This is a genomic window from Micromonospora sp. NPDC049900 (assembly GCF_044461025.1).
GTDB lineage: Bacteria > Actinomycetota > Actinomycetes > Mycobacteriales > Micromonosporaceae > Micromonospora.
The window spans coordinates 76,950-96,600 of the sequence record NZ_JBITKM010000010.1 but is presented as its reverse complement, the minus strand read 5'-3'; the positions used below and the strand labels follow the sequence as shown (position 1 = coordinate 96,600).

14 protein-coding genes are annotated in these 19,651 nt (G+C 71.7%); 7 read left to right on the top strand and 7 right to left on the bottom strand.

Annotated features, from left to right (window positions below; translation table 11 throughout):
• Positions 1-10: 10 nt before the first annotated feature.
• The 6 genes from ACIBMZ_RS21525 (at position 11) to ACIBMZ_RS21500 (ending at position 8,698) form a co-directional block, all read left to right on the top strand.
• Positions 11-1,585, top strand: a complete 1,575-nt coding sequence (locus ACIBMZ_RS21525; RefSeq protein WP_396696427.1) for a B12-binding domain-containing radical SAM protein — start codon at positions 11-13, stop codon at positions 1,583-1,585.
• Positions 1,586-1,595: 10 nt separating this feature from the next.
• A complete protein-coding gene (locus ACIBMZ_RS21520) occupies positions 1,596-2,852 on the top strand; it encodes an MFS transporter (protein ID WP_396696425.1) in 1,257 nt (418 codons plus the stop codon).
• Between the two features lie 66 nt (positions 2,853-2,918).
• Positions 2,919-5,147, top strand: a complete 2,229-nt coding sequence (locus ACIBMZ_RS21515) for a GNAT family N-acetyltransferase (RefSeq protein WP_396696423.1) — start codon at positions 2,919-2,921, stop codon at positions 5,145-5,147.
• Positions 5,148-5,207: 60 nt separating this feature from the next.
• Positions 5,208-6,524, top strand: coding sequence for a diaminopimelate decarboxylase (lysA, locus tag ACIBMZ_RS21510; protein WP_396696421.1), 1,317 nt, complete (start codon positions 5,208-5,210; stop codon positions 6,522-6,524).
• Positions 6,524-7,711: a GNAT family N-acetyltransferase gene (locus ACIBMZ_RS21505; protein ID WP_396696419.1), complete on the top strand. Its 1,188-nt coding sequence runs from the start codon at positions 6,524-6,526 to the stop codon at positions 7,709-7,711. Before lysA ends, ACIBMZ_RS21505 begins: the two co-directional genes overlap by 1 nt.
• A 3-nt stretch (positions 7,712-7,714) precedes the next feature.
• Positions 7,715-8,698 (top strand): aldo/keto reductase, encoded by a 984-nt coding sequence (locus tag ACIBMZ_RS21500; RefSeq protein WP_396696417.1) that lies wholly within the window; start codon positions 7,715-7,717, stop codon positions 8,696-8,698.
• A 5-nt stretch (positions 8,699-8,703) separates the two neighbouring features.
• Here the strand turns inward: ACIBMZ_RS21500 and ACIBMZ_RS21495 are convergent, their stop codons facing one another.
• The 6 genes from ACIBMZ_RS21495 to ACIBMZ_RS21470 form a co-directional block, all read right to left on the bottom strand.
• Positions 8,704-9,624 carry a hydroxymethylglutaryl-CoA lyase gene (locus tag ACIBMZ_RS21495; protein WP_396696415.1) on the bottom strand — a complete coding sequence of 307 codons (921 nt, stop codon included), beginning with the start codon at positions 9,622-9,624 and terminating at the stop codon, positions 8,704-8,706.
• A 129-nt stretch (positions 9,625-9,753) separates the two neighbouring features.
• Positions 9,754-11,091, bottom strand: a complete 1,338-nt coding sequence (locus ACIBMZ_RS21490) for an acetyl/propionyl/methylcrotonyl-CoA carboxylase subunit alpha (protein ID WP_396696413.1) — start codon at positions 11,089-11,091, stop codon at positions 9,754-9,756.
• 113 nt (positions 11,092-11,204) lie between these two features.
• Positions 11,205-11,837: a TetR/AcrR family transcriptional regulator gene (locus ACIBMZ_RS21485; protein WP_396696411.1), complete on the bottom strand. Its 633-nt coding sequence runs from the start codon at positions 11,835-11,837 to the stop codon at positions 11,205-11,207.
• A gap of 91 nt (positions 11,838-11,928) precedes the next feature.
• Positions 11,929-14,826 carry a hypothetical protein gene (locus tag ACIBMZ_RS21480; protein ID WP_396696409.1) on the bottom strand — a complete coding sequence of 966 codons (2,898 nt, stop codon included), beginning with the start codon at positions 14,824-14,826 and terminating at the stop codon, positions 11,929-11,931.
• 6 nt (positions 14,827-14,832) lie between these two features.
• Positions 14,833-16,620, bottom strand: coding sequence for an HSP90 family protein (locus ACIBMZ_RS21475; RefSeq protein ID WP_396696407.1), 1,788 nt, complete (start codon positions 16,618-16,620; stop codon positions 14,833-14,835).
• Between the two features lie 75 nt (positions 16,621-16,695).
• Positions 16,696-17,877 carry an FAD-dependent oxidoreductase gene (locus ACIBMZ_RS21470; RefSeq protein ID WP_396696405.1) on the bottom strand — a complete coding sequence of 394 codons (1,182 nt, stop codon included), beginning with the start codon at positions 17,875-17,877 and terminating at the stop codon, positions 16,696-16,698.
• A gap of 108 nt (positions 17,878-17,985) precedes the next feature.
• Here ACIBMZ_RS21470 and ACIBMZ_RS21465 point away from each other — a divergent pair, with 108 nt between their 5' ends.
• A complete protein-coding gene (locus tag ACIBMZ_RS21465) occupies positions 17,986-18,585 on the top strand; it encodes a TetR family transcriptional regulator (protein WP_396696403.1) in 600 nt (199 codons plus the stop codon).
• Positions 18,586-18,685: 100 nt separating this feature from the next.
• Here ACIBMZ_RS21465 and ACIBMZ_RS21460 read toward each other — a convergent pair whose 3' ends face one another.
• Positions 18,686-19,576: a sulfurtransferase gene (locus ACIBMZ_RS21460; RefSeq protein WP_396696401.1), complete on the bottom strand. Its 891-nt coding sequence runs from the start codon at positions 19,574-19,576 to the stop codon at positions 18,686-18,688.
• Between the last annotated feature and the right edge of the window lie 75 nt (positions 19,577-19,651).

Genomic DNA, 19,651 nt, shown 5'->3' with positions numbered 1-19,651 from the left:
AGGTACGGCCATGCGCGTCACCCTCTTCTACGCCCCGTACCCGGGGCAGTCGTTCCGGGACGAAGGAACCACGATCAGCCCGGTCCGGGTCCGCAACCCCAAGAGCGCTCTCGTCACGTTGGCCGCCGGAACGCGCGCGTATCTGCGGGAGTGGGGTGTCGACGCGGAGTTCCGGATCGTCGACACCCAGGTCGACGCCGGGGAGCCCGAGCACTACGCCTCGTTCGCGTACGGGCCCCGCACCGTCGACTGCATCCGCTACGGCGGCGCCTTCGAGAACTACGCGGACGAGGCCCGGGCCGCCGACGTCATCGGCATCTCGAACAACTTCACCAACTCGGCCCGGGTGGTGGCCGACTTCGCCAAGTTCCTCAAGAAGATCAACCCGGACGCACTGGTCGTGGGCGGCGGGATGGACGTCACCGCCCGGCCCGAGTGGTACCTCGCCAACGGCTTCGACGTGGTGATCCAGCTCGAAGGCGAGCAGACCTTCGCCCGGGTGATCCAGGCCCGGGCCACCGGCAAGCCGATCGAGGAGTCGGTGCTGAGCCGTCGGATCGGCGACGGCCTGGTCATCATGGGCGGCCCCCAGCTCAACCTGGCCGAGCTGCCGCCGATGGCACTCGACCTGATCGACGACCTGTCCGTCTACGACGACACCGGCGAGGGCCAGCCGCCGATGACGGTACGGGCGCCGTTCACCTGCTTCGAGACCTCGCGCGGCTGTTACCGGACGTGCTCGTTCTGTGCGACGCCGATGCGCGGGCACTACCGCTACATGAAGCCGGACGTGGTGCGTCGACACTTCGACTACTTCCGGTCGGTCGGCATCTCGAACATCCTCTTCCAGGAGGACAACACGCTCTCCCGGATCCAGCGGTCCGGCCGGGGCACGCTGCTGCACGACTCCGGCCGTGAGGACACGCTGGAGATCTTCCGGATCGCCCGGGAGTACGAATTCTCCTGGGAGTTCGCCAACGGGCTCGAATTCGGCAAGTTCCTGGACCTCGGCGAGGTGGACCGGGAACTGATGGAGACGCTGTTCTGGAACGACACCAGCGGCGACCGGTGGATCGGTTGCTATCGGGTCCAGATCCCGTTGGAATACCTCGGTGACGAGCCCACCCAGAAGTTCCGTAAGCTGCGTCCGTTCCAGGAGCAGATGCGGATCATCACGTCCATGCTGGACCTGGGCGTCCGATACCTGACGTTCAACATGCTGATCGGGCACGACGACGATGACCAATCGATGATCGACATGTACCTGGACCGGTGCCTCGAACTCAAGGACCGGCTGGTCGAGGCCAGTCCCGAGGCGACCAACTACTTCAACGTGTTCAACCGGACACTGCTGCCCGGCACCGCCGACTTCCGGAAGAAGGCGGACCGGCTCGCCTTCGACATCGAGCAGACCCCGGAGGTGATCAGCGTCTACCTCTCGCCGATGCCGTCCAAGCACCTGTCCTACTACGAGTTGTTCGAGCAGCGGCTCCGGCTCACCGAGGCGCTGAACGGATCGCTGATCGACCAGTACGACGGGATCTACCGGCCGCGTGCCGGTGCCGACGCCGCCCCGGTGGCCTGATTGGACGCCCGTGTCGCTGGTTGACGCCGTCGGGCGGTACGTCGAACTCTGGCGTACCCCCGGCGTACCCCGGGTGATGCTGCCCGCGATGCTCGCCCGACTGCCGGTGGCGATCGAACCACTCGCGATCTTCCTGCACGTCAGTGAGAAGACCGGGTCCTACTCGGCCGGTGCGACCGCGCTCGCCCTCTTCTCCGGCGGCCTGGCGGTCGCCTGGCCGGTGCACGGGCGACTGATCGACCGCCACGGGCTGCGTCGGGTGCTGCCGGTGCTGGCCATGCTGCACGCGGTGGCACTGGTCGGGTTCGTCGCCGCGAACCAGGGGCCCGGCTGGATGCTGATCTCGTCCGTGGTGCCGGTGGCGCTCACCATGGCGCCGGTCGGCTCGACCGTCCGGGCGGCCTGGGCGCTGATCCTGCCGCCCGGGCCGAAGCTGAACACCGCCAACGCCCTGGAAGCGGTGCTGATCGAGGTGTTCTTCGTGATCGGGCCGGCGGCGACCGGCCTGTTCACCAGCGTCTTCAGCGCGTTGGCCACCACTCTGCTGGCCGGCGGCATGCTGGTGGTCGGCTCGCTGCTCTACGGCAGCGCCCCGGCCGTCGCCACGCTGCGCAAGCCGGGCGAGGCGGCGGAGGCCGAGGCGACGACCGGCGACGGTCCCGGGCGCACCCGGCGGCCGTGGCGGATCCCGGGCGTGGTGGCGATCCTGGTCGCCGCCGGTGCCGCCGCAGCCGCCTTCGCCGTCCTGGAGGTCGCGGTGCCGGCCACCGTGTCGGCGCACGGCAGCACGGCCGCGACCGGGGTGGCGCTGCTGTCGCTGCCACCGGCCGCGAGCGTCCTCGGCGGGCTGGTCTGGGGGGCGCGACAGCACACCCGCCGAGCGGTGAACCGCTACCTGGTGCTGCTGGCGGTGGCGCTGGCCTGCATGATCCCGCTGGTCTTCGCCACCTCGATCCCGGTGCTCGCGGTCTGCCTCTTCCTCGCCGGCCTGCCGTTGGCGGCGCTCAGCGCCGAGGAGTTCGGGCTGCTCGGCCAACTGGTGCCCAAGACGGTGATCAACGAGTCGTTCGCTCTGGCCGCGACGATGATGGCGGTCGGCAGTGCGGCGGGCACCCTGCTGGCCGGCGCGGTCCTGGGCTGGTTCGGCCCCGCCGAGGCGCGTCTGCTGTCCCCGGTGGCCGCGCTCGTCGCGCTCGCGACCGTCTTGTGGGTGCGGGATACGCTGAGTCGCGTCGATGCCCCGGTCAGTGTCGGCAGCGCATCGTGACCGGCTGAGTCACCAGTCGCCGGGCACCACCGGGCCGGGATCCGCAGCAGCAGCGAGGGGGGACGCGTGTCCGGTTTCGGGGGGAGCGACTACTACGGCGTCCGCAGGTGGGAGATGTCCACCGAGGAGGCGCTCGACCGGGCCTGGGTCGGTGTCGACGACGTCGACCTGGTGATCGTCACCGATCCGGCCCGGGACCGGTGGGCGGATCTGACGGCGTCAGGTTTCCGACTCAAGCCACGCTGGGTGACCTGGGGACGGCGTACGCCGGAGCGGACGGCGGACTTCCTGGCCGCCCTGCCGAAGGCGGAACGGCAGAACGTCCGCCACGCGCTGCGGTACGTCGAGTCGGCGGGGCTCGACGTCGAGGTGCACGACCGGATCGACCCGGTCCTGTTCGACGAGTTCCTCGACGTCTACGACGCGCAGATCGCCGCCATGCCGTACGGCCTGCCCGCCGCACACGCGGTCGCCGCCACCGAGGCCGGGCTCGCCGACTTCGTACTCGTCACCGCCCGGTCCGCCGGTGAACTGGTCGGCGCGGTGATGTGCCGGGTCACGCCCGAGGCGCTGCGGGTGGCCTTCTCGGCCGCCCGGCCACAGGCCCGACGAGGGATGATCAGCCGCGCGCTCTACGTGGCCGCGTTCGAGGAGAGCGCCCGGCGCGGACTCCCGTGGATCTCGCTCGGCACCGACCCGACCCTGTACGGCCACATCGCGCAGGCGGGGCTGTTCAGCTTCAAGAGTCGCCTCGGGTTCGTACCGGTCCCGCTGCACCACCTCGACCCGGACGACGACGGCTGCGACGAGGCCGAGTTGGTGCTGCGTACCGACCGGCTCGCCGACCCGGTGCTGAGTCTCTGCTACGCCCGACCGCCCGACCGGGCGGCCACCTGGACGGACCCGCTGCCGATGCGGCTGGACGTGCTGAGTCCCGCCGTCGGGCTGGACCTGCGTCCGTACCGGGCGTCGTTCGTGACCGAGGTGGTCGCGGCACCCCCGCACGGAGTCCCCGGCCACAGCGTCGACACGACCACCGCCGACACCGACGAGACCATCGTGATCGTCGACCCGTTCTCCACCGGCGCGCTCCTGGCACCCGAGTTCGCCCGGCACGGTCGGCGCTGCGTCGCCGTCCTCACCGGCACGATCAACGAGCGCTACGCCGCCGGGCTGCGCCGGGAGCAGTTCGTCGACGTGCTGACCGCGTCCGGCGAGGGTCCGGCGGCCCTCCGGCAGCTCGCCGACCGGCTCGTACCGCTGCGGCCGGGCCACGTGATCCCGGGCTGCGAGTGGGGCGTCGACCTGGCCGACGACCTCGCCGCCGAGCTGAGGCTGCCGGGCAACTCCCGGACCGACGACCGGCCCCGGCGGCAGAAGCCGGCGATGATGGCCGCCGCCGCCCGCGCCGGCCTGCGGGTGCCGCTGGGCACCCAGGTCCGCAGCATCGAGGAACTCGACGAGTGGCTGGCCGCGGCGCGGGTGCTCCCGGTCGTGGTCAAGCCCGCCGCCAGCGCCGGTTCCGAAGGGGTGCACTTCTGCGCGGACGGCGCCGAGGCCCGGTCGGCGGCGGGCAAACTGCTCGGCTCGGCCAACGCGATGGCCCAGGTCAACGACTCGCTGCTGGTGCAGGAGCAGTTGGTCGGCCAGCAGTACTTCGTCAACAGCGTGAGCCTCGACGGCCGGCACCACGTCCACGAGATCTGGCGCGACGACCGGATCTTCGTCGACGGGCGGCCGGTGTACGACCGGCAGGTCCTACTGGACGGCGCGGGCGAGATCCAGGACCGGGTGCGGATCTTCGTCGAGCGGGTCCTGGACGCGCTCGGCGTGCACGACGGGCCGGCGCACACCGAACTCTTCGTCGACGACCGGGGGCCGGTGCTGATCGAGTCCGGTGCTCGCCTCGAAGGGGGCGTCACGCCGGACGGGCCGAGGCAGGCGACCGGGGAGAGCCAGCTCTCGCTGACCGTGGAGCGGTACGCCGCTCCCGAGCGCTTCCGTCGCCGTCTCGGCACCGGCTACCGCCGCCACCGCGCCCTCATGGTGGTCTGCCTGGTGGCCCCGTACGACGGTCTGATCGCCGACGGCGCCGCCGACCGCCTGGCCGAGCTTCCCTCGGTGTTGTGCGGGTCGGCGTTGAACCTGCTGCCGGACACGCCGGTGCACCGGACCGTCGACCTGTTCACCTCGCCCGGCCACCTCTACCTGATCGCCGACGATCCGAGCCGTCTGGAGGAGGATTACCAGCGCATTCGTGCCCTCGAACAGGACGCTCTCTACAAGCACAGGTAGGGGCCGATCTTCGTTGAGTGGACGGATATCCTGTGCGCTGATCTCCTGAATGAGGAACAGATGGACGAGTTCACCTATCGCGACGGCACGCTGCACTGTGAAGGGGTCCCGCTGACCTCGGTGGCCGAGCGTTTCGGCACACCCACCTACGTCTATTCGGCGAGCACCCTGATCGACCACTACCGTCGCTTCGCGAAGGCGTTCGACGCGGTCAACCCGCTGGTCTGTTTCTCGGCGAAGGCGCTGAGCAACGTGCACCTGCTCCGCCTGCTCGGTCGGGAGGGCGCCGGTGTCGACGCGGTCAGCGGCGGCGAACTGCACCGGGCGATGCTGGCGGGCGTAGACCCGGAGCGCACCGTGCTCGCCGGGGTCGGCAAGTCGGAGGCGGAGCTGCGCGAGGCGGTCGTCCGCAACATCCGCTGCATCAACGTCGAGTCCGAGGCCGAGGTCGAGCTGCTGTCCCGGATCGCCCGCCAGGAGGGCAAGCGTCCCCGGCTGGCGATCCGCGTCAACCCGGACGTGGCACCGGACGACCGGACCCCGGCACGGACGACCACCGGGACCCGGGGCGGCAAGTTCGGCGTGGACATCGACCGCGCCGGGGCGCTGTTCACGAAGGCCGCCACCGACGAGGCGCTGCGCATCGAGGGCTTCCACGTCCACCTGGGCAGCCCGATCTTCGACCCGCAGGTGTACGCCACCGCCCTCGATCGGCTGCTGGCCCTGGTGGCCCAGCTCGAACAGGCCGGGCACCGCATCACCACGCTCAACCTGGGCGGTGGTTTCCCCGCCGAGTACGTCGACCGCACCGCGCCGAGCTGGGACGACTTCGCCGAGGCGATCATCCCCCGGCTGACCGGGTTCGCCCGGCTCGGCGGTCAGGTCATCTTCGAGCCGGGTCGGACGATCGCCGCCAACGCCGGTGTGCTGGTCAGCACCGTCCGCTACCTCAAGCAGGCCGGTGAGCGGCAGCTCGTGGTGCTCGACGCGGGCATGACGCACCTGGCCCGGGCGGCGATGTACGACAGCTACCACTTCATGTGGCCGGTCCAGCCCCCGGCGGACGCCACGCCGGTCTCCCGGGACGTCTCCGGCCTGGCCGGGCTGACCTCGTACGACGTGGTGGGCCCGATCTGCGAGTCCAGCGACTACCTGGCGCGGGGTCGCTCGCTGCCCGAGCTGGAGCCCGGCGCGCACTTCGCGATCTTCACCGCCGGGGCGTACGGCATGACGATGACCAGCAACTACAACAGCCAGCAGCGGCCCGCCGAGGTGCTGGTGCACGGCGACCAGGTGACGTTGATCCGCCGCCGGGAGACCTACGACGACCTGGTGGCTCTGGAACTGTTCGACGACGGCGTCAGCCAGGGGAGTTGATGGACGACCTGTCGGTCACCACCCGACGTTCGGTCACCGAGATCGGCGAGGACGTGTGGAACGGTCTCGCCGCCGGTGACGGCTTCTACCTCGGCTACCCGTGGGTGGCCTGGTCGGAGACCGACAGGTCGTTCGACACCACCTACCTCGTCGTGCAGGACGCGGCGGGCACCACGCTGGCGGCGGTGGCCACCTACCTGTGGCACGGCGCGAGCGTGCCGTCGATGAACCTGGCCTACAGCCCGAGCCACATGGCCGAGGAGAACCTCGGGCGGTCGCTGTCGCCCGAGGAGCACGCGGCGTTCCTGCCGGTGCTGCTGGTGGGTTCGCGGGCCGGCTACCACGGTGCGGTGGCGATCGCCGACGATCTCACCGCCGACCGGCGCGACGCCGTGCTGACCGCCCTCTTCACCGAGGTCGAGGCGTTGGCGGCGCGGCTCGGCGCGGCCAGCGTCGCGCTGCTCTACACCCCGGTGGCGAACGTCGAGGCGTACCTCGCCGCCTGGACGCGGGCGGTCGGCCCGGACGGTCCGCCGCCGGTGGCCGCGCCGCTGTCCGCCGAGGCGGTGCTGCCGGTGCACGTCGGCGAGGGCTCCGCCGCGACGGCCGGACGCCGCGAGTGGCGGCGGGAACGCCGCCGGTACGAGGCCGCCGTGGACCGGGTCGAGACGGTGCCGCTCTCCGCCTGCGTGGACGTGATCGCCCCGCTGCTCGGCGCGACGCAACGCAAGTACGGCGGCCCGGACACGGACGCCGACATGCACGCCTACTTCGCCTCGCAGGTGCCGTCGCTCGACGCGTACAGCCACGTGCTCCTGGAGTACGCGGGCGACACCGTGGTCGGGTTCAGCCTCAACTACCTGTGGCCCGACGGGGTGTACGTCCGCGCCGCCGGGTTCGCCGAGGGGGCCGCGCCCTACTCGTACTTCAACCTGAGCGTGTACCGACCACGGGAGCTGGCGGCGGAGCGCGGCCTGGGCCTGGTCCACCTCGGCGCCGGCACGTACGGCGCCAAGCGCGCCCGGGGCGCCGAACCGCGCTGGACGGCCGGTCTGGTCCGGCCGCCGGTCGGTGTATCCGCCGAGATCGTGCGTTCCTTCGCGTCGCCCGGCTCCGACCATCAGCAGGCGGTACGCGTGTGGGGCGACGACACACCCCCTCAACCCCCTCGGGCACCGGAGAGGTGACACATGCGCTACCGCAGGTTCGGCCGACTGGGCTGGCAGGTCAGTGAGGTCTCGTACGGCATGTGGGGCGTCGGCGGTGGTCTGCACGGTTGGACCGGCGTCGAGGACGACGAGAAGGTCGCGGCCCTCCAGCGCGCCGTGGACCTGGGCTGCAACTTCTTCGACACCGCCTGGGTGTACGGGCGCGGGCACAGCGAACGGGTGCTGGGCGAGCTGGTACGCGCCAACCCGGACACCCGGCTGTACGTCGCCACCAAGGTGCCGCCGAAGGACATGCGCTGGCCGTCGACCCGTGAGTCCACCCTGGACGACGTCTTCCCGCCCGAGCACATCGAGGAGTACGTCCACACGAGTCTCGGCAACCTCGGCCTGGACGCCATCGACCTGTTGCAGTTGCATGTCTGGGAGGACTCCTGGGCGGACGACCCGCGCTGGCAGCGGACCCTCACCGGGTTGCGTGAGCAGGGCCTGATCGGCGGCATCGGCATCTCGGTCAACCGCTGGGAGTCCTGGAACGGCGTCCGCGCGTTGGCCACCGGGCTGGTCGACGCGGTCCAGGTGATCTACAACATCTTCGACCAGGCGCCCGAGGACGACCTCTTCCCGGCGGCGGCGGAACACGACGTGGCGGTCATCGCCCGGGTGCCGTTCGACGAGGGCACCCTGACCGGCACGTTGACGACGGAGACGACCTGGCCGGACGGAGACTGGCGCAACTCGTACTTCGTGCCGGAGAACCTCGCCGCCAGTGTCGCGCGGGCCGAGGAGTTGCGCGGGGACCTGCCGAGCGGGATGCCGATGCCGGAGGCGGCGCTGCGGTTCATCCTCGCCGAACCTCGGGTCGCCACCGTCATCCCCGGCATGCGCCGGGTCACTCACGTCGAGCGCAACCTCGCGGTCAGCGACGGGCAGCAGCTCGACCCGGCGCTGCTGGAGACCCTGCGCGGGCACCGGTGGTCACGCCAACCGACCTGGTGGTCCCAGTAGCCGGGTCAGGTCGGGGACGGGGTCAGCCGGGTACGCGGACCGGCGCGCAGCACCCCGGAGGGCAGGCGTCGACCGGTCAGTTCCTCGGCCAGCTCGGCCACCTCGATCAGGGCGTCCAGGTCGATGCCGGTGTCGACGCCCATGTCGTGCAGCATGTGCACCGCCTCCTCGGTGGCCAGGTTGCCGCTGGCACCGGGCGCGTAGGGGCAGCCACCCAGGCCACCCACGCTGGCGTCGAACTCCGTCACACCCAGTTCCAGGGCGGTCAGCAGGTTGGCCAACGCCGTACCCCGGGTGTTGTGGAAGTGCAGCAGCACCGGCACGTCCGCGTCGCGGTCGCGTACGGCGGTGACGAGGTCACGGACCCGTCGGGGCGTACCCATGCCGGTGGTGTCGCCGAACGCGACGCGGTCGGCGCCGTCGCGGACCACGCGGTCGACGATGGCGGCGACGCGGGCCGGGTCGACGTCCCCCTCGTAGGGGCAACCGAAGCTGGTCGCGATGATCACTTCGGCGGTGGCTCCGGCCTGGTGCAGCAGGTCGATCAGCTCGGCGATGTCGTCCAACGACTCGTCGGTGCCCCGGTTGACGTTGCGGCGGTTGTGCGTGTCGCTGGCCGAGACGACCACCTCGATCTCGGTGAAGCCGGCGGCCAGGGCGCGCTGCGCGCCTCGGGTGTTCGGCACCAGCGCCGAGTAGCGGACCCCGTCGACCTTCGCCGCCCGCTGCCACACCTCGTCGGCGTCGGCCATCTGCGGGATCGCCCGGGGGTGCACGAACGACACCGCCTCGATCCGCCGTACGCCGGTGCGGGAGAGTGCGTCGAGCAGGCGTACCTTGGCCTCGGTCGGGATCGGCTCCTCGTTCTGTAGCCCGTCTCGCGGCCCGACCTCGCGGATCGACACGGACGTCGGCAGCTCCGCCATCTCGGCATCACCTCACTGTGACACTCACCTGTCGCTGACCACCCAAGCATGTCACGTCGGGCGGTGATCGCCACGGTCCCGAGGTGCCCGCCCCGGGCGTCGCGGCGGGCACCTCGGGACCTGGCGGGGTCAGCGCATCCGGGAGACGATGCCGGTGTCGTAGTCGCCGGAGACGAACTCCGGGTTCTCCAGCAACTCGGCGAAGAATGGCAGGTTGTTCTTGGGACCGGCCAGCGCGAATCCGGCCACCGCCGCACGGGCCCGGTCGATCGCCTCGGCACGGGTGGGCGCGTCGACCACGAGCTTGGCCATCAGGCTGTCGTAGAACGGGGTCACGGTGTTGCCGGCGACGTAGCCGGAGTCGACGCGTACTCCGGCACCGGTCGGCTCCACCCAGGTCTGCACCACTCCCGGGCCGGGCAGGAAGCGCTTCGGGTCCTCGGCGTTGATCCGCAGCTCGATGGCGTGCCCGCGCGGCGTCAACGCGTCCGGGTCGAAGGTCGGCGTCAACCCGGCGGCCACCCGGAGCTGCTCCTCGACCAGGTCCAGGCCGTAGACCAGCTCGGTGACCGGGTGCTCCACCTGAAGCCGGGTGTTCATCTCCAGGAAGAAGAATTCTTCGGAGGTGGGGTCGAGCAGACACTCCACCGTGCCCGCGTTGCGGTACTTGACCGCCTCACCGGCCCGGACCGCCGCCGCCAACAGGCGGGTACGCAGTTCCGGCGAGACCGCCGGTGACGGCGACTCCTCGACCAGCTTCTGGTTGCGGCGCTGCACCGAGCACTCGCGCTCGCCCAACGCCACCACCCGGCCGTCGGCCAGCCCGAGGATCTGCACCTCGACATGACGTACCCGGGGGAAGTAGCGCTCGATCAGCACCGAGCCGTCGCCGAACATCCGCTCGGCGAACGCGCGCACCTTGTCGTACTCGCTGTCCAGCGCGGCCTCGTCGACGGCGACGCCCATGCCCATGCCGCCACCGCCCGCGGCGGCCTTCACCATCACCGGGTAGCCGATCTCGGCCGCCGCGGCGCGCGCCGCCGGCAGGTCCGCCGCCGGTTCGGTGGTGCCGGGTGCCACCGGCACACCGGCCGCAGTCATCAGGTTCCGCGCATTGATCTTGTCGCCCATCGCGCTGATCGCGTCCGCGTCGGGTCCGACCCAGATCAGACCGGCCGCCTCGACCGCACGGGCGAAGTCGGCGTTCTCCGACAGGAAGCCGTAGCCGGGGTGGATCGCCTGCGCACCGGTCGACTCGGCGGCGGCCAGGATCGCTTCGGCGTTGCGGTAGCTCTGCGCCGGGTTGGCCGGTCCGACACAGATCGCCTGGTCGGCTTCGGTGACGAACGGCAGGTCGGTGTCGGCCTCCGAGTGCACCGCGATCGCGCGTACCCCGAGCCGCTTGGCGGTACGGATGATCCGGCGGGCTATCTCACCTCGGTTGGCGACCAGCAACGACTCGATCATGCTTCCTCCGCGTTCCATTTTGTGGGACGCGGGCAAGCCAACCACGGCAGCCTGCATGTAAGGAAGGGTCCCCTGCTAACGCCTGCGGTATAGCAGGGGACCCTTCCTAACACTCAAGCTGCCGGCGGGTCGGTCGGGGCGAGCAGGGCGGCCAGGGTCGCCGCACGCAGCAGTTCGGCCCGACGTCGACGGTCGACCTCGCCACCGAGGAACGGCGTGGAGTTCATCAGGCCGAAGGCGGCGTGCGCCAACACCCGTGCCTCGCCCGCCGGCAGGCCCGGGTGCAGCGCGGTCAGCACGATGACCCACTCCTCGACATAGAGGCGCTGGAGTCGCCGGATACGCCGCCGTGGCTCCTCGGGCAACCGGTCCAGCTCGTGCAGGTGCAACGCGATGACGGCCGGGTTGGCCAACGCGAAGTCGACGTGGAAGTCGATCAGCGACTCCAGGACCGCCCGCGGGTCGCCGGGATGCGCGGCGGACCGCTGCCGACCGCCCTCCAGCAAGCCCTCACTCACCGGCACGAGCGCGGCGACCAGCATCGCCTCCTTGCCGGCGAAGTGGTGGTAAAGCGCCGGGCCGGTCACCCCGGCGGCGGCGCCGATGTCGTCCATCGACACGCCGTGGTAGCCGCGGGAGGCGAACAGCCCCACCGCGATCTCCAGAATCTCGTCCTTGCGGGACCGGCGCCGCCCCGACCCCGTGGCCCCGCTGCTCCCGCCCCGGGCCTGCTGCTCCACCGTCACCGGGTCAGCGTAGACCCACCGGGAAAGAGACGGGGGCCCTTGGTTACCCGTCAGTCCGATTACCGGGAAAGGCCCACGAATCCCCAGGTCGTCAGTGGTCGTGATCCAGGTCGTGCTGCTTGCGCAGGTCGGTCGCCTCCGCCGAGCGACCCAGCTCGTCCAGCGCGCGGGCGAGCAGCCAGGCGGCCTGGGCCGTCGGCCTCGACCCGGTCGGCAGACCGCCCAGGACCTCGCGCAGCACCGGCTCCGCCTCGGCCGGTCGGCCCTGCCGCAGCAGCAACTCGCCGGTGAGGATCTCCACCTGTGCCGCCTCGCCGAACGCCTCCACGGACCGCAGTCGGTGCGCGACCCCGGCCAGCCGGTCCAGCGCCTCGTCCTCCCGGTCGTCCGCAGCCAGCACCCGCGCCGCCGTCTCGGCGGCCAGCGACACCTCGTAGATCACCGGCGGCTCGTCGGCGGCTCCAGCGGTCAGCTCACCGGCGAGCCGGTCGGTCGTCTCGACCGCGCGCAACGCACTGGCCGTCTCCGCGGCCCAGAGGTACGCCGAGGCCTCCCGACGACGGGCCCGCAGTTCGTCGAGGTGTTGTCCGGCGAGCTGGTACGCCGAGGCGGCGGCCGCGAACTTCTGCCCCGCCGCCGCATCCCGGTCGGCCTGGTAGAGGATGTCCCCGGCGTCCTCGAACACCTGCGCCCGGTGCGGGAGATTGTCCGGCCCGTCGAGGTTCTCGGCGAGCCGGTAGAGCAGCGTCAGTGCCGCGTCGATCTCGCCGAGCCCCTGGTAGATCCCGGCCAGCAGGTGTCGGGCCGCGTCGGCGTCCGCCTGGTGACCGAGCCGGTCCAGACCGGCCACCGCCTCCTCGGCCACCTCGGCCGCCTCACCGAGCCGCCCGGCCAGGCGGTACGCGTTTGCCAGCTCCCACCGCAGGTAGGCGTCACCGGCCTCGCCCCGCTCGACGCAGAGCGCCACCGCCTCGGTGTAGTCCTCCACCGCATCGTCGGCCCGCCGAGCCGCCACCAGCGCACGGGCGCGCGCGACACGCACCGCCAGGAACGACGGCTCGGTGGCATGGGACATCGCCTCGTCGCAGGCGGCGACCGCCTCGACCGGATCGTCGGCGGCACCCGCGTACGCCAGCGCGCTGGCGACGATCATGTCGTCCGCGCCCGCCTCGCGGGCGAGCACGCGGGCCCGCTCCACGCCGGGCAGGAACTCCTCCTGGTCGTCGAGGTGTTCCAGGATGCGCACCCGATGCAGCGCGATCCGGGCACTCAGGAACCGGTCCGTGGTGGCAGCGGCGGCCCGCTCGGACGCCGCCAGCGCCTCCGTCCAGCGTTCCCGGTTGCCCAGCGCCACCGCGAGCCGGTCGAAGGCGGCGGACCGCTGCCGGTCGTCACCGTGCACGTCGAGGAACTCCGCAGCGGCACTGACCAGAGCGAACCCTTCCTCGCTGGGCCCGTCCCCCTCGTCGAGCAGCACACCGATCCGGCTGGCGACGACCTGGGCGCGAGTGAGGTCGGGCAACTCCTCGTACGCCGCCATCGCCACCCGGTTGGCGGTCAGCGATCCGGCGACGTCGTTGACGTCGATCAGCTCGGCGGCGCGCAGCTCCAGTCGGCGGGCGTGCTGGCGCGGCGTCAGCTCCACGGTGCCGAATCGCTCGTCGAACGCGGCCAACACCGTACGCAGCCCCGCCCGATCGTGGGCGGCCCACCGCTGCTCGGCCAGATCCAGCAACTCCTCCGTGTCGACCTCGGCCGGTACGACGAACTCCGCCGACCGGCGCGGGGCGGGCACCTTGGCGTCGCCGGCCGGGGCGGAGCCCGCCGCAGACGTGTCGACACCGTCGAGCGCGGGACGCGGGCCCGGCGACACGGCACGACGCCGCAGGCTCGCCGAGAGGGGCAGATGGTCACCGACCGGCGTCACGGCCAGTCGCCGGGCGATGCCCTCGGACTGGTTGCTGTTGCCGTTGCGGGCGTCGAAGCGGACGGCGAGCGCGGTCGCCGTCTCGGTCAGCTCGGCGGCGAGCGCACCCAGCGTCACCTCGGCGGCAGGCCGCTCCCCGAAGGCACGGCGGTGCACGGTCAGTGTCTGGTCGTCCACCTGGCGCAGCGCGGCGGCGGCCGACGCGGCGAAGTGCATCGCGGCACCCGGCGAGGGAGCCCGGTCCAGCCAGTCCAGGTGCCGCTCGACGATCTCCAGCGCCCGCGCGTCGTTGCCGGTCAGCGTGCAGAACTCGATGTGCTCGCTGACGTCCCACAGGTCGGCGATGCTGCCCCGGTGCCGTCGGTACGCCTCCCGGTGCGCGTTGCGCGCCTCGTCGCGCCGCCCGCTGTGCAGGTACGCCGGAAGCAACGCGGTGAGGATTCCCTGCGGCTGCTCGGTGCAGCTCAGCCGTCCGCTCAACACCGGCTCGGCGAGCGCCACGGCCTCGTCGTGGCGGCCGGTGCGGCTCAGGTGGTTGACCTGCGTGGTCGGGTCACAGCCCGCGCAGTCGGAGAGCTGGTCGCGCGGCGTGGTCAGCCACTTGCGGTACCACTCCTCGGCCTGCTCCCGGTCGCCGAGGTGGTCGGCGACCCGGTAGCGGTACTTGTAGACGGCCTGGAGGCTGTGCCCGCCCTCGCGGTAGCGCCGCTCCATGTCGTCGAGCACCGCGTGGGTGCGGTCCAACGGCACCTCGGGGAAGCTCAGCATCCCGTTGACCATGTGCTTGAAGTGCCAGAGCAGGTGCTGGGCGTACCGCTGGTGGTAGGGCTGCGGGTCCTTGTCGAACTCGGCCAGGCACCAGGCGAAGACGACGAACGACTTGGCCGGCTCGCCGCCGTAGATGTACGTGCTGATGCCCTGGCTGCGGACCGCGAAGGCGAGGTGCCGGTCGTCAGCGGCGTCCGCCCGGCGCAGCAACTGCTCCAGCGCGGCGACCTGCCCGATGCCGTACGGCATCTCGCTGGTCTGGTGCAGCATGCGCCACAGGTCCTCGTCGGCCACGACGTCTCACTCCTGTCCAGGGACGGCCCGACCCAGCAGGCCGAGGAAGGAACTGTTGAGCAGGGCGGCGTCCGCCGCGCGGATGGGGTGGTGCCCGAGCAGCAACGCCTGCCCGTAGAGCGCCTCGACGGCGAGCCCGACCAGCTCCGGGTCACCGAGTGCGGTGATCCGGCGTACCAGCGGGTTGCGGTGGTTGAGCACGAGCTGGGGGCGGTCCGCCGGGGCGGAGACGGCCAACGCGTCGAGTACGCCGCCCCACAGCTCGTCGGCCTTGTCCCGGCTGGCCGCGAGCTGGTCGGTGAACGCGGCCGAGCGGCTGAGCAGGTAGAGCGCCGGGAGCGAGGCCGGATCGTAGGCGCGGATCAGCACCTCGCACCCGAGCCGTTCCAGGGCCCGGCCGGCGGCGGTGAGGAACGGCCGTAGCGCCAACTCGACGTGCGGTTCGAGGGCGTGGAACCGGGTGGTCAGGTCGCTCGGTTCGAGCCGTTCGATGAGCACCGTACGGTCCACGGTGGGCAGTCGCTCGATCAGCTCGCTGTCGTACGTGTAGCCGCCGTTGACCACGGCCAGGTCCTGTGCGGCGGCGACGGCCGCGAGCTGGCGGAACTCGTCCAGGCTGGCGGCGTACCGGACCAGGCCGTAGCGCTGCCGGAACTCGGCCAGGGTGAGCGTGCCGACGTTGGTGTCCATCGGCCACCACTGGTCGACCAGGTTGAGCATCTCGTCGTCGTGCAGGGCGAGCGCCTTGACACCGAGGTGATGCACCTGGAGGAACTCGGCCAACCGGTGCGGCTGGTGCTTGGCGAGCCGGACCAGCCAGCCACGGATCTGCGTGCCGAGCGACTCACGGGTGCTGGTGAGCAGCGAGTCCTCGTAGAGCGCCTCGCGGCTGGCGGTGGGCCGCAGCTCGCTGGTGTCGACCACGCAGTGCGCGAAGAAGGCCCAGTCCGGCAGCAGTCCGTCGGCGTGCTCGGTGAGCAGCATCCGCTTGAGGTAGACCCGGTGGCCCGCGCGGGCGGCCGGATTCACCGCCGTGGGCAGGATGAAAGCCACTCCGGTCAGCCCGGCCTCCGGCACCCGCAGCGGCACCACGTCGAACGGATCGACGCCGAGCGTCTCGCGGGCGTACGCGATCAGGGCGGCCCGGTCCACGGGCGCCCCCGGGCTGGTCGGCCAGGGCGGTTCCCCGGTGGTGGTCACCACGCTGCCGACCCGGACGGTCACCGGCAGCAGGCTGCCGTAGAGGCGGGCCAACTCGGTGACGGTGGCGGTGGCGTACCACTGGTCGGCGTCCTGACGCGGCACCAGGGTGACCGTGGTGCCGACCTCGGCGCGGGCCTCCTGCGGCGGGGCCAGGCGCACCGCGTAGCGGCCGTCGGCGTAGCCGGTCCAGAGCACGGTGGGATGGTCGCCGTTGCGGGTGACCACCCGGATCTCGTCGGCCACGAGGAAACACGAGAGCAGCCCGATGCCGAACTGGCCGAGGAACTCGTGGCGGGAGAAGCCCAGCTCGTCCCGTTTGGAGCTGCGGCCGATGGTGGCCAGCAGCTCGTGCACCTGCGCCTCGGTCAGCCCGATGCCGGTGTCGTGCACCCGCAGGGTGCCGTCGCCGGTCAGCTCGGGCGGCTCGATCCGCACCAGGGCCGGTGCGTCCGGCTCGGCGGCCCGGCGCGCGGTGATCGCGTCCACCGCGTTCTGCATCAGCTCACGGACGTAGACCCGTGGGCTGCCGTAGAGGTGATGACTGAGCAGGTCGACCACGCCACGCAGGTCCACCTGGAAGGTACGGTCCACGCCTTGTCCGCTCCCCGCTCCCGGATGTCGGCGCCCACCGTACCGGTGCCGGCCGACATCCGCGTGCCCGATTCCTCAGCGAGACCTCGCCGGGTGCGCCACCCTATCGGACGCGCGTTGGCTGAGTCCGGACAGCCGTAGGGCGATCCGGCGGCGGACCGGTGGCAGCGCCGCGAGCAGGCGCAGCAGCGCGTCCCGGGCGGGACGTGCAGCGGACGGCACGGTGGCGAGCCGGGTCAGCCGGTCGGCGAAGCCGGCCACCTCGTGGGCGAGGGGGCGACGCCGGGCCGCGTACTCGTCCAGCAGGGAGTCGGGCTCCCCGCCCAGCACCGCCGACAGGGTCTCGCCGAGGTCGACGGCGTCGCAGATGCCGAGGTTCATGCCCTGCCCACCGGCCGGGCTGTGCACGTGCCCGGCGTCCCCGGCGAGTAGTACCCGACCCGTGCGGAAGGTCTCCGCGACCCGTCGGTGCAGCCGGAAGCGCGAGGACCAGAGGACCTCCCGGACCTGGTCCGGCCGACGGCGCAGACCGCGCTCGTCGAGCAGTCGTTGCAGGTAGGGCAGGTCCGGCTCGGCGGGCGGGTCGGTCACGGTGGCGACCAGCCGCACCCGGTCGTCGGGCAGCGGCGCCCAGACCAGCGGTCCGCCCCGGGCGAGGAAGACCGACGCGCCGTCGCGGGGCAGCACGCTGTCCAGGCGTACGTCGGCCAGGACGAACGACTCCGCCGACCCGTCCGGGCCGGTGAAGGGGATGCCGGCCGACTCGCGGACGGTGCTGTGGATGCCGTCGGCACCGACGACCCAGCGCGCCCGGACGATCGCGTCACCGAACTGCGCCGCCACGCCGTCGGCGTCCTGACGCAGCCCGGTCAGCCGGTACGGCCGCAGCACCCGCCCGCCCGCCTCGGTCAGCCGTTCGGTGAGCACCTGTTCGGTGACCGACTGGGACACCATCAGCGCGTACCGGTGGCGGCTGGGCAGCCGGTCGAACGGCACGGTGACCAGCACCCGGTCCCGGTCGCGGGCGCTGAACCGGGCCGACGGCAGCCCGCGCGCGACCAGCGGCGCGCCCGCGCCGACCCGGTCCAGCATCTCCAACGTGTACGCGTGCACGACCGCCGCCCGTGAGGTCACCGCCGGTTCCTCCCGCTGATCGATAAGGGTGACCTCGACTCCCCGGCGAGCCAGCGTGAGCGCGGCGGTCAGGCCGGTCGGACCGGCTCCGACGATCAGGACGTCCGTGGTTCCGGGCAGCATGACGACCTCCCCCGATCCGCTTGCCAACAACTGTTGGCAAACACTTGTTGGCAACGCTAGGCGCCCCCGAACGGAGAAGTCAACACGTGTTGGCATAGCGTCGTGCACATGACGGAAGGCGTACCGCAAGAACAGCCGGCACCCGGCGGGCGCCCGCGCAACGCGGACGCGACCCGCGCGGCCATCCTGCGGGCCGCCCGCGAGCGTTTCGCGGCCGACGGCTACGACCGGGCGACGATCCGGGCCATCGCCGCCGACGCGCGCATCGACCCGTCCATGGTGATGCGCTACTACGGCAGCAAGGAGGGCCTGTTCGCGGCGGCGGCCGAGTTCGACCTGCGGCTACCGGACCTGAGCGGCACACCGGCCGACCGCCTCGGCGAGACGCTGGTCGGTTACTTCTTCACCCGTTGGGAGGGGGACACCACGCTGCCGGCGCTGCTGCGCACGGCCAGCACCAACCCGAGCGGTGCCGAGCGGGTACGCGACATCTTCGCCACCCAGCTCGGCACGGCCGTGTCCCGGGTGGTCGTCGACCCGACGGAAGCCCCCCACCGAGCCGGCCTGGTCGCCAGCCAGCTACTCGGCGTGGCCCTGACCCGGTACGTCCTGCACCTGCCCCCCATGGTCGACTTCGAGCCCGCCGAACTGGTCGCCTGGCTGGCCCCCACCATCCAGCGCTACCTGCGCGACCCGACGCCGGACTGATCCCGGCGGCGGGCACCCCGATCGCCAAGTCGATCAAGAAGTTCCGGTCAGGATCGGACGGTGGGAGCCACCAAACTTCTTGATCATCCCGGTGGGCGGCTCACCTCGGGTCGGGGCCCTTGACGACGGGAGCCCGGACCAGGTTGCCCCACTCGGTCCACGAGCCGTCGTAGTTGCGCACGCGCGGGTATCCCAGCAGGTGCCGCAGCACGAACCAGGTGTGGCTGGACCGCTCGCCGATCCGGCAGTACGCGATCACGTCGTCGTCCGGGCTCAACCCGAGCTGGTCGGCGTAGATCGTGCGCAACTCGTCGGCCGACTTGAACGTGCCGTCCTCGTTGGCGGCGGACTTCCACGGCTTGCTCACCGCACCCGGTATGTGCCCGCCGCGCAGCGCGCCCTCCTGCGGATAGTCCGGCATGTGCAGCATCTCGCCGGTGTACTCCCCCGGCGACCGCACGTCCACCAGCGGCCGGTCGGCGGCGACGTGCGCCGAGACGTCCTCCCGGAACGCCCGCACCGGCGCGTCGTCGCGCTGCGGCACCGGGTACTCCGCCCTCGGCCGGACCGGCCTGTCCCGGGTCAGCTCCCGCCCCTCGGCGATCCACTTCTGCCGACCGCCGTCGAGCAGCCGCACGTCGTGGTGACCGAAGAGGGTGAAGACCCAGAGGGCGTACGCGGCCCACCAGTTGAAGTTGTCACCGTAGAAGACGACCGTGTCGTCACGACCGATGCCCTTGGCCGCGCACAACTCGGCGAACCGCTCGGCGTCCAGGTAGTCGCGGGTCACCTGGTCGTTCAGCTCCAGGTGCCAGTCGACCTTCACGGCGCCGGGGATGTGGCCGGTGTCGTAGAGCAGCACGTCCTCGTCGGACTCGACCACGACGAGACCCTCGTCGCCGAGGTGCTCCGCCAGCCATTCGGTGGTCACCAGTCGCTGCGGGTCCGCGTACGACTGGAGTCGGGGATCGGGATCACTGGGCACAGACATGAGCCCCAAGGTACGCCGAGCAGCCGCGTCCGCGCGGGGTTGTGTGTAAGGAGGGGTCCCCTGCTAACGCCTCCG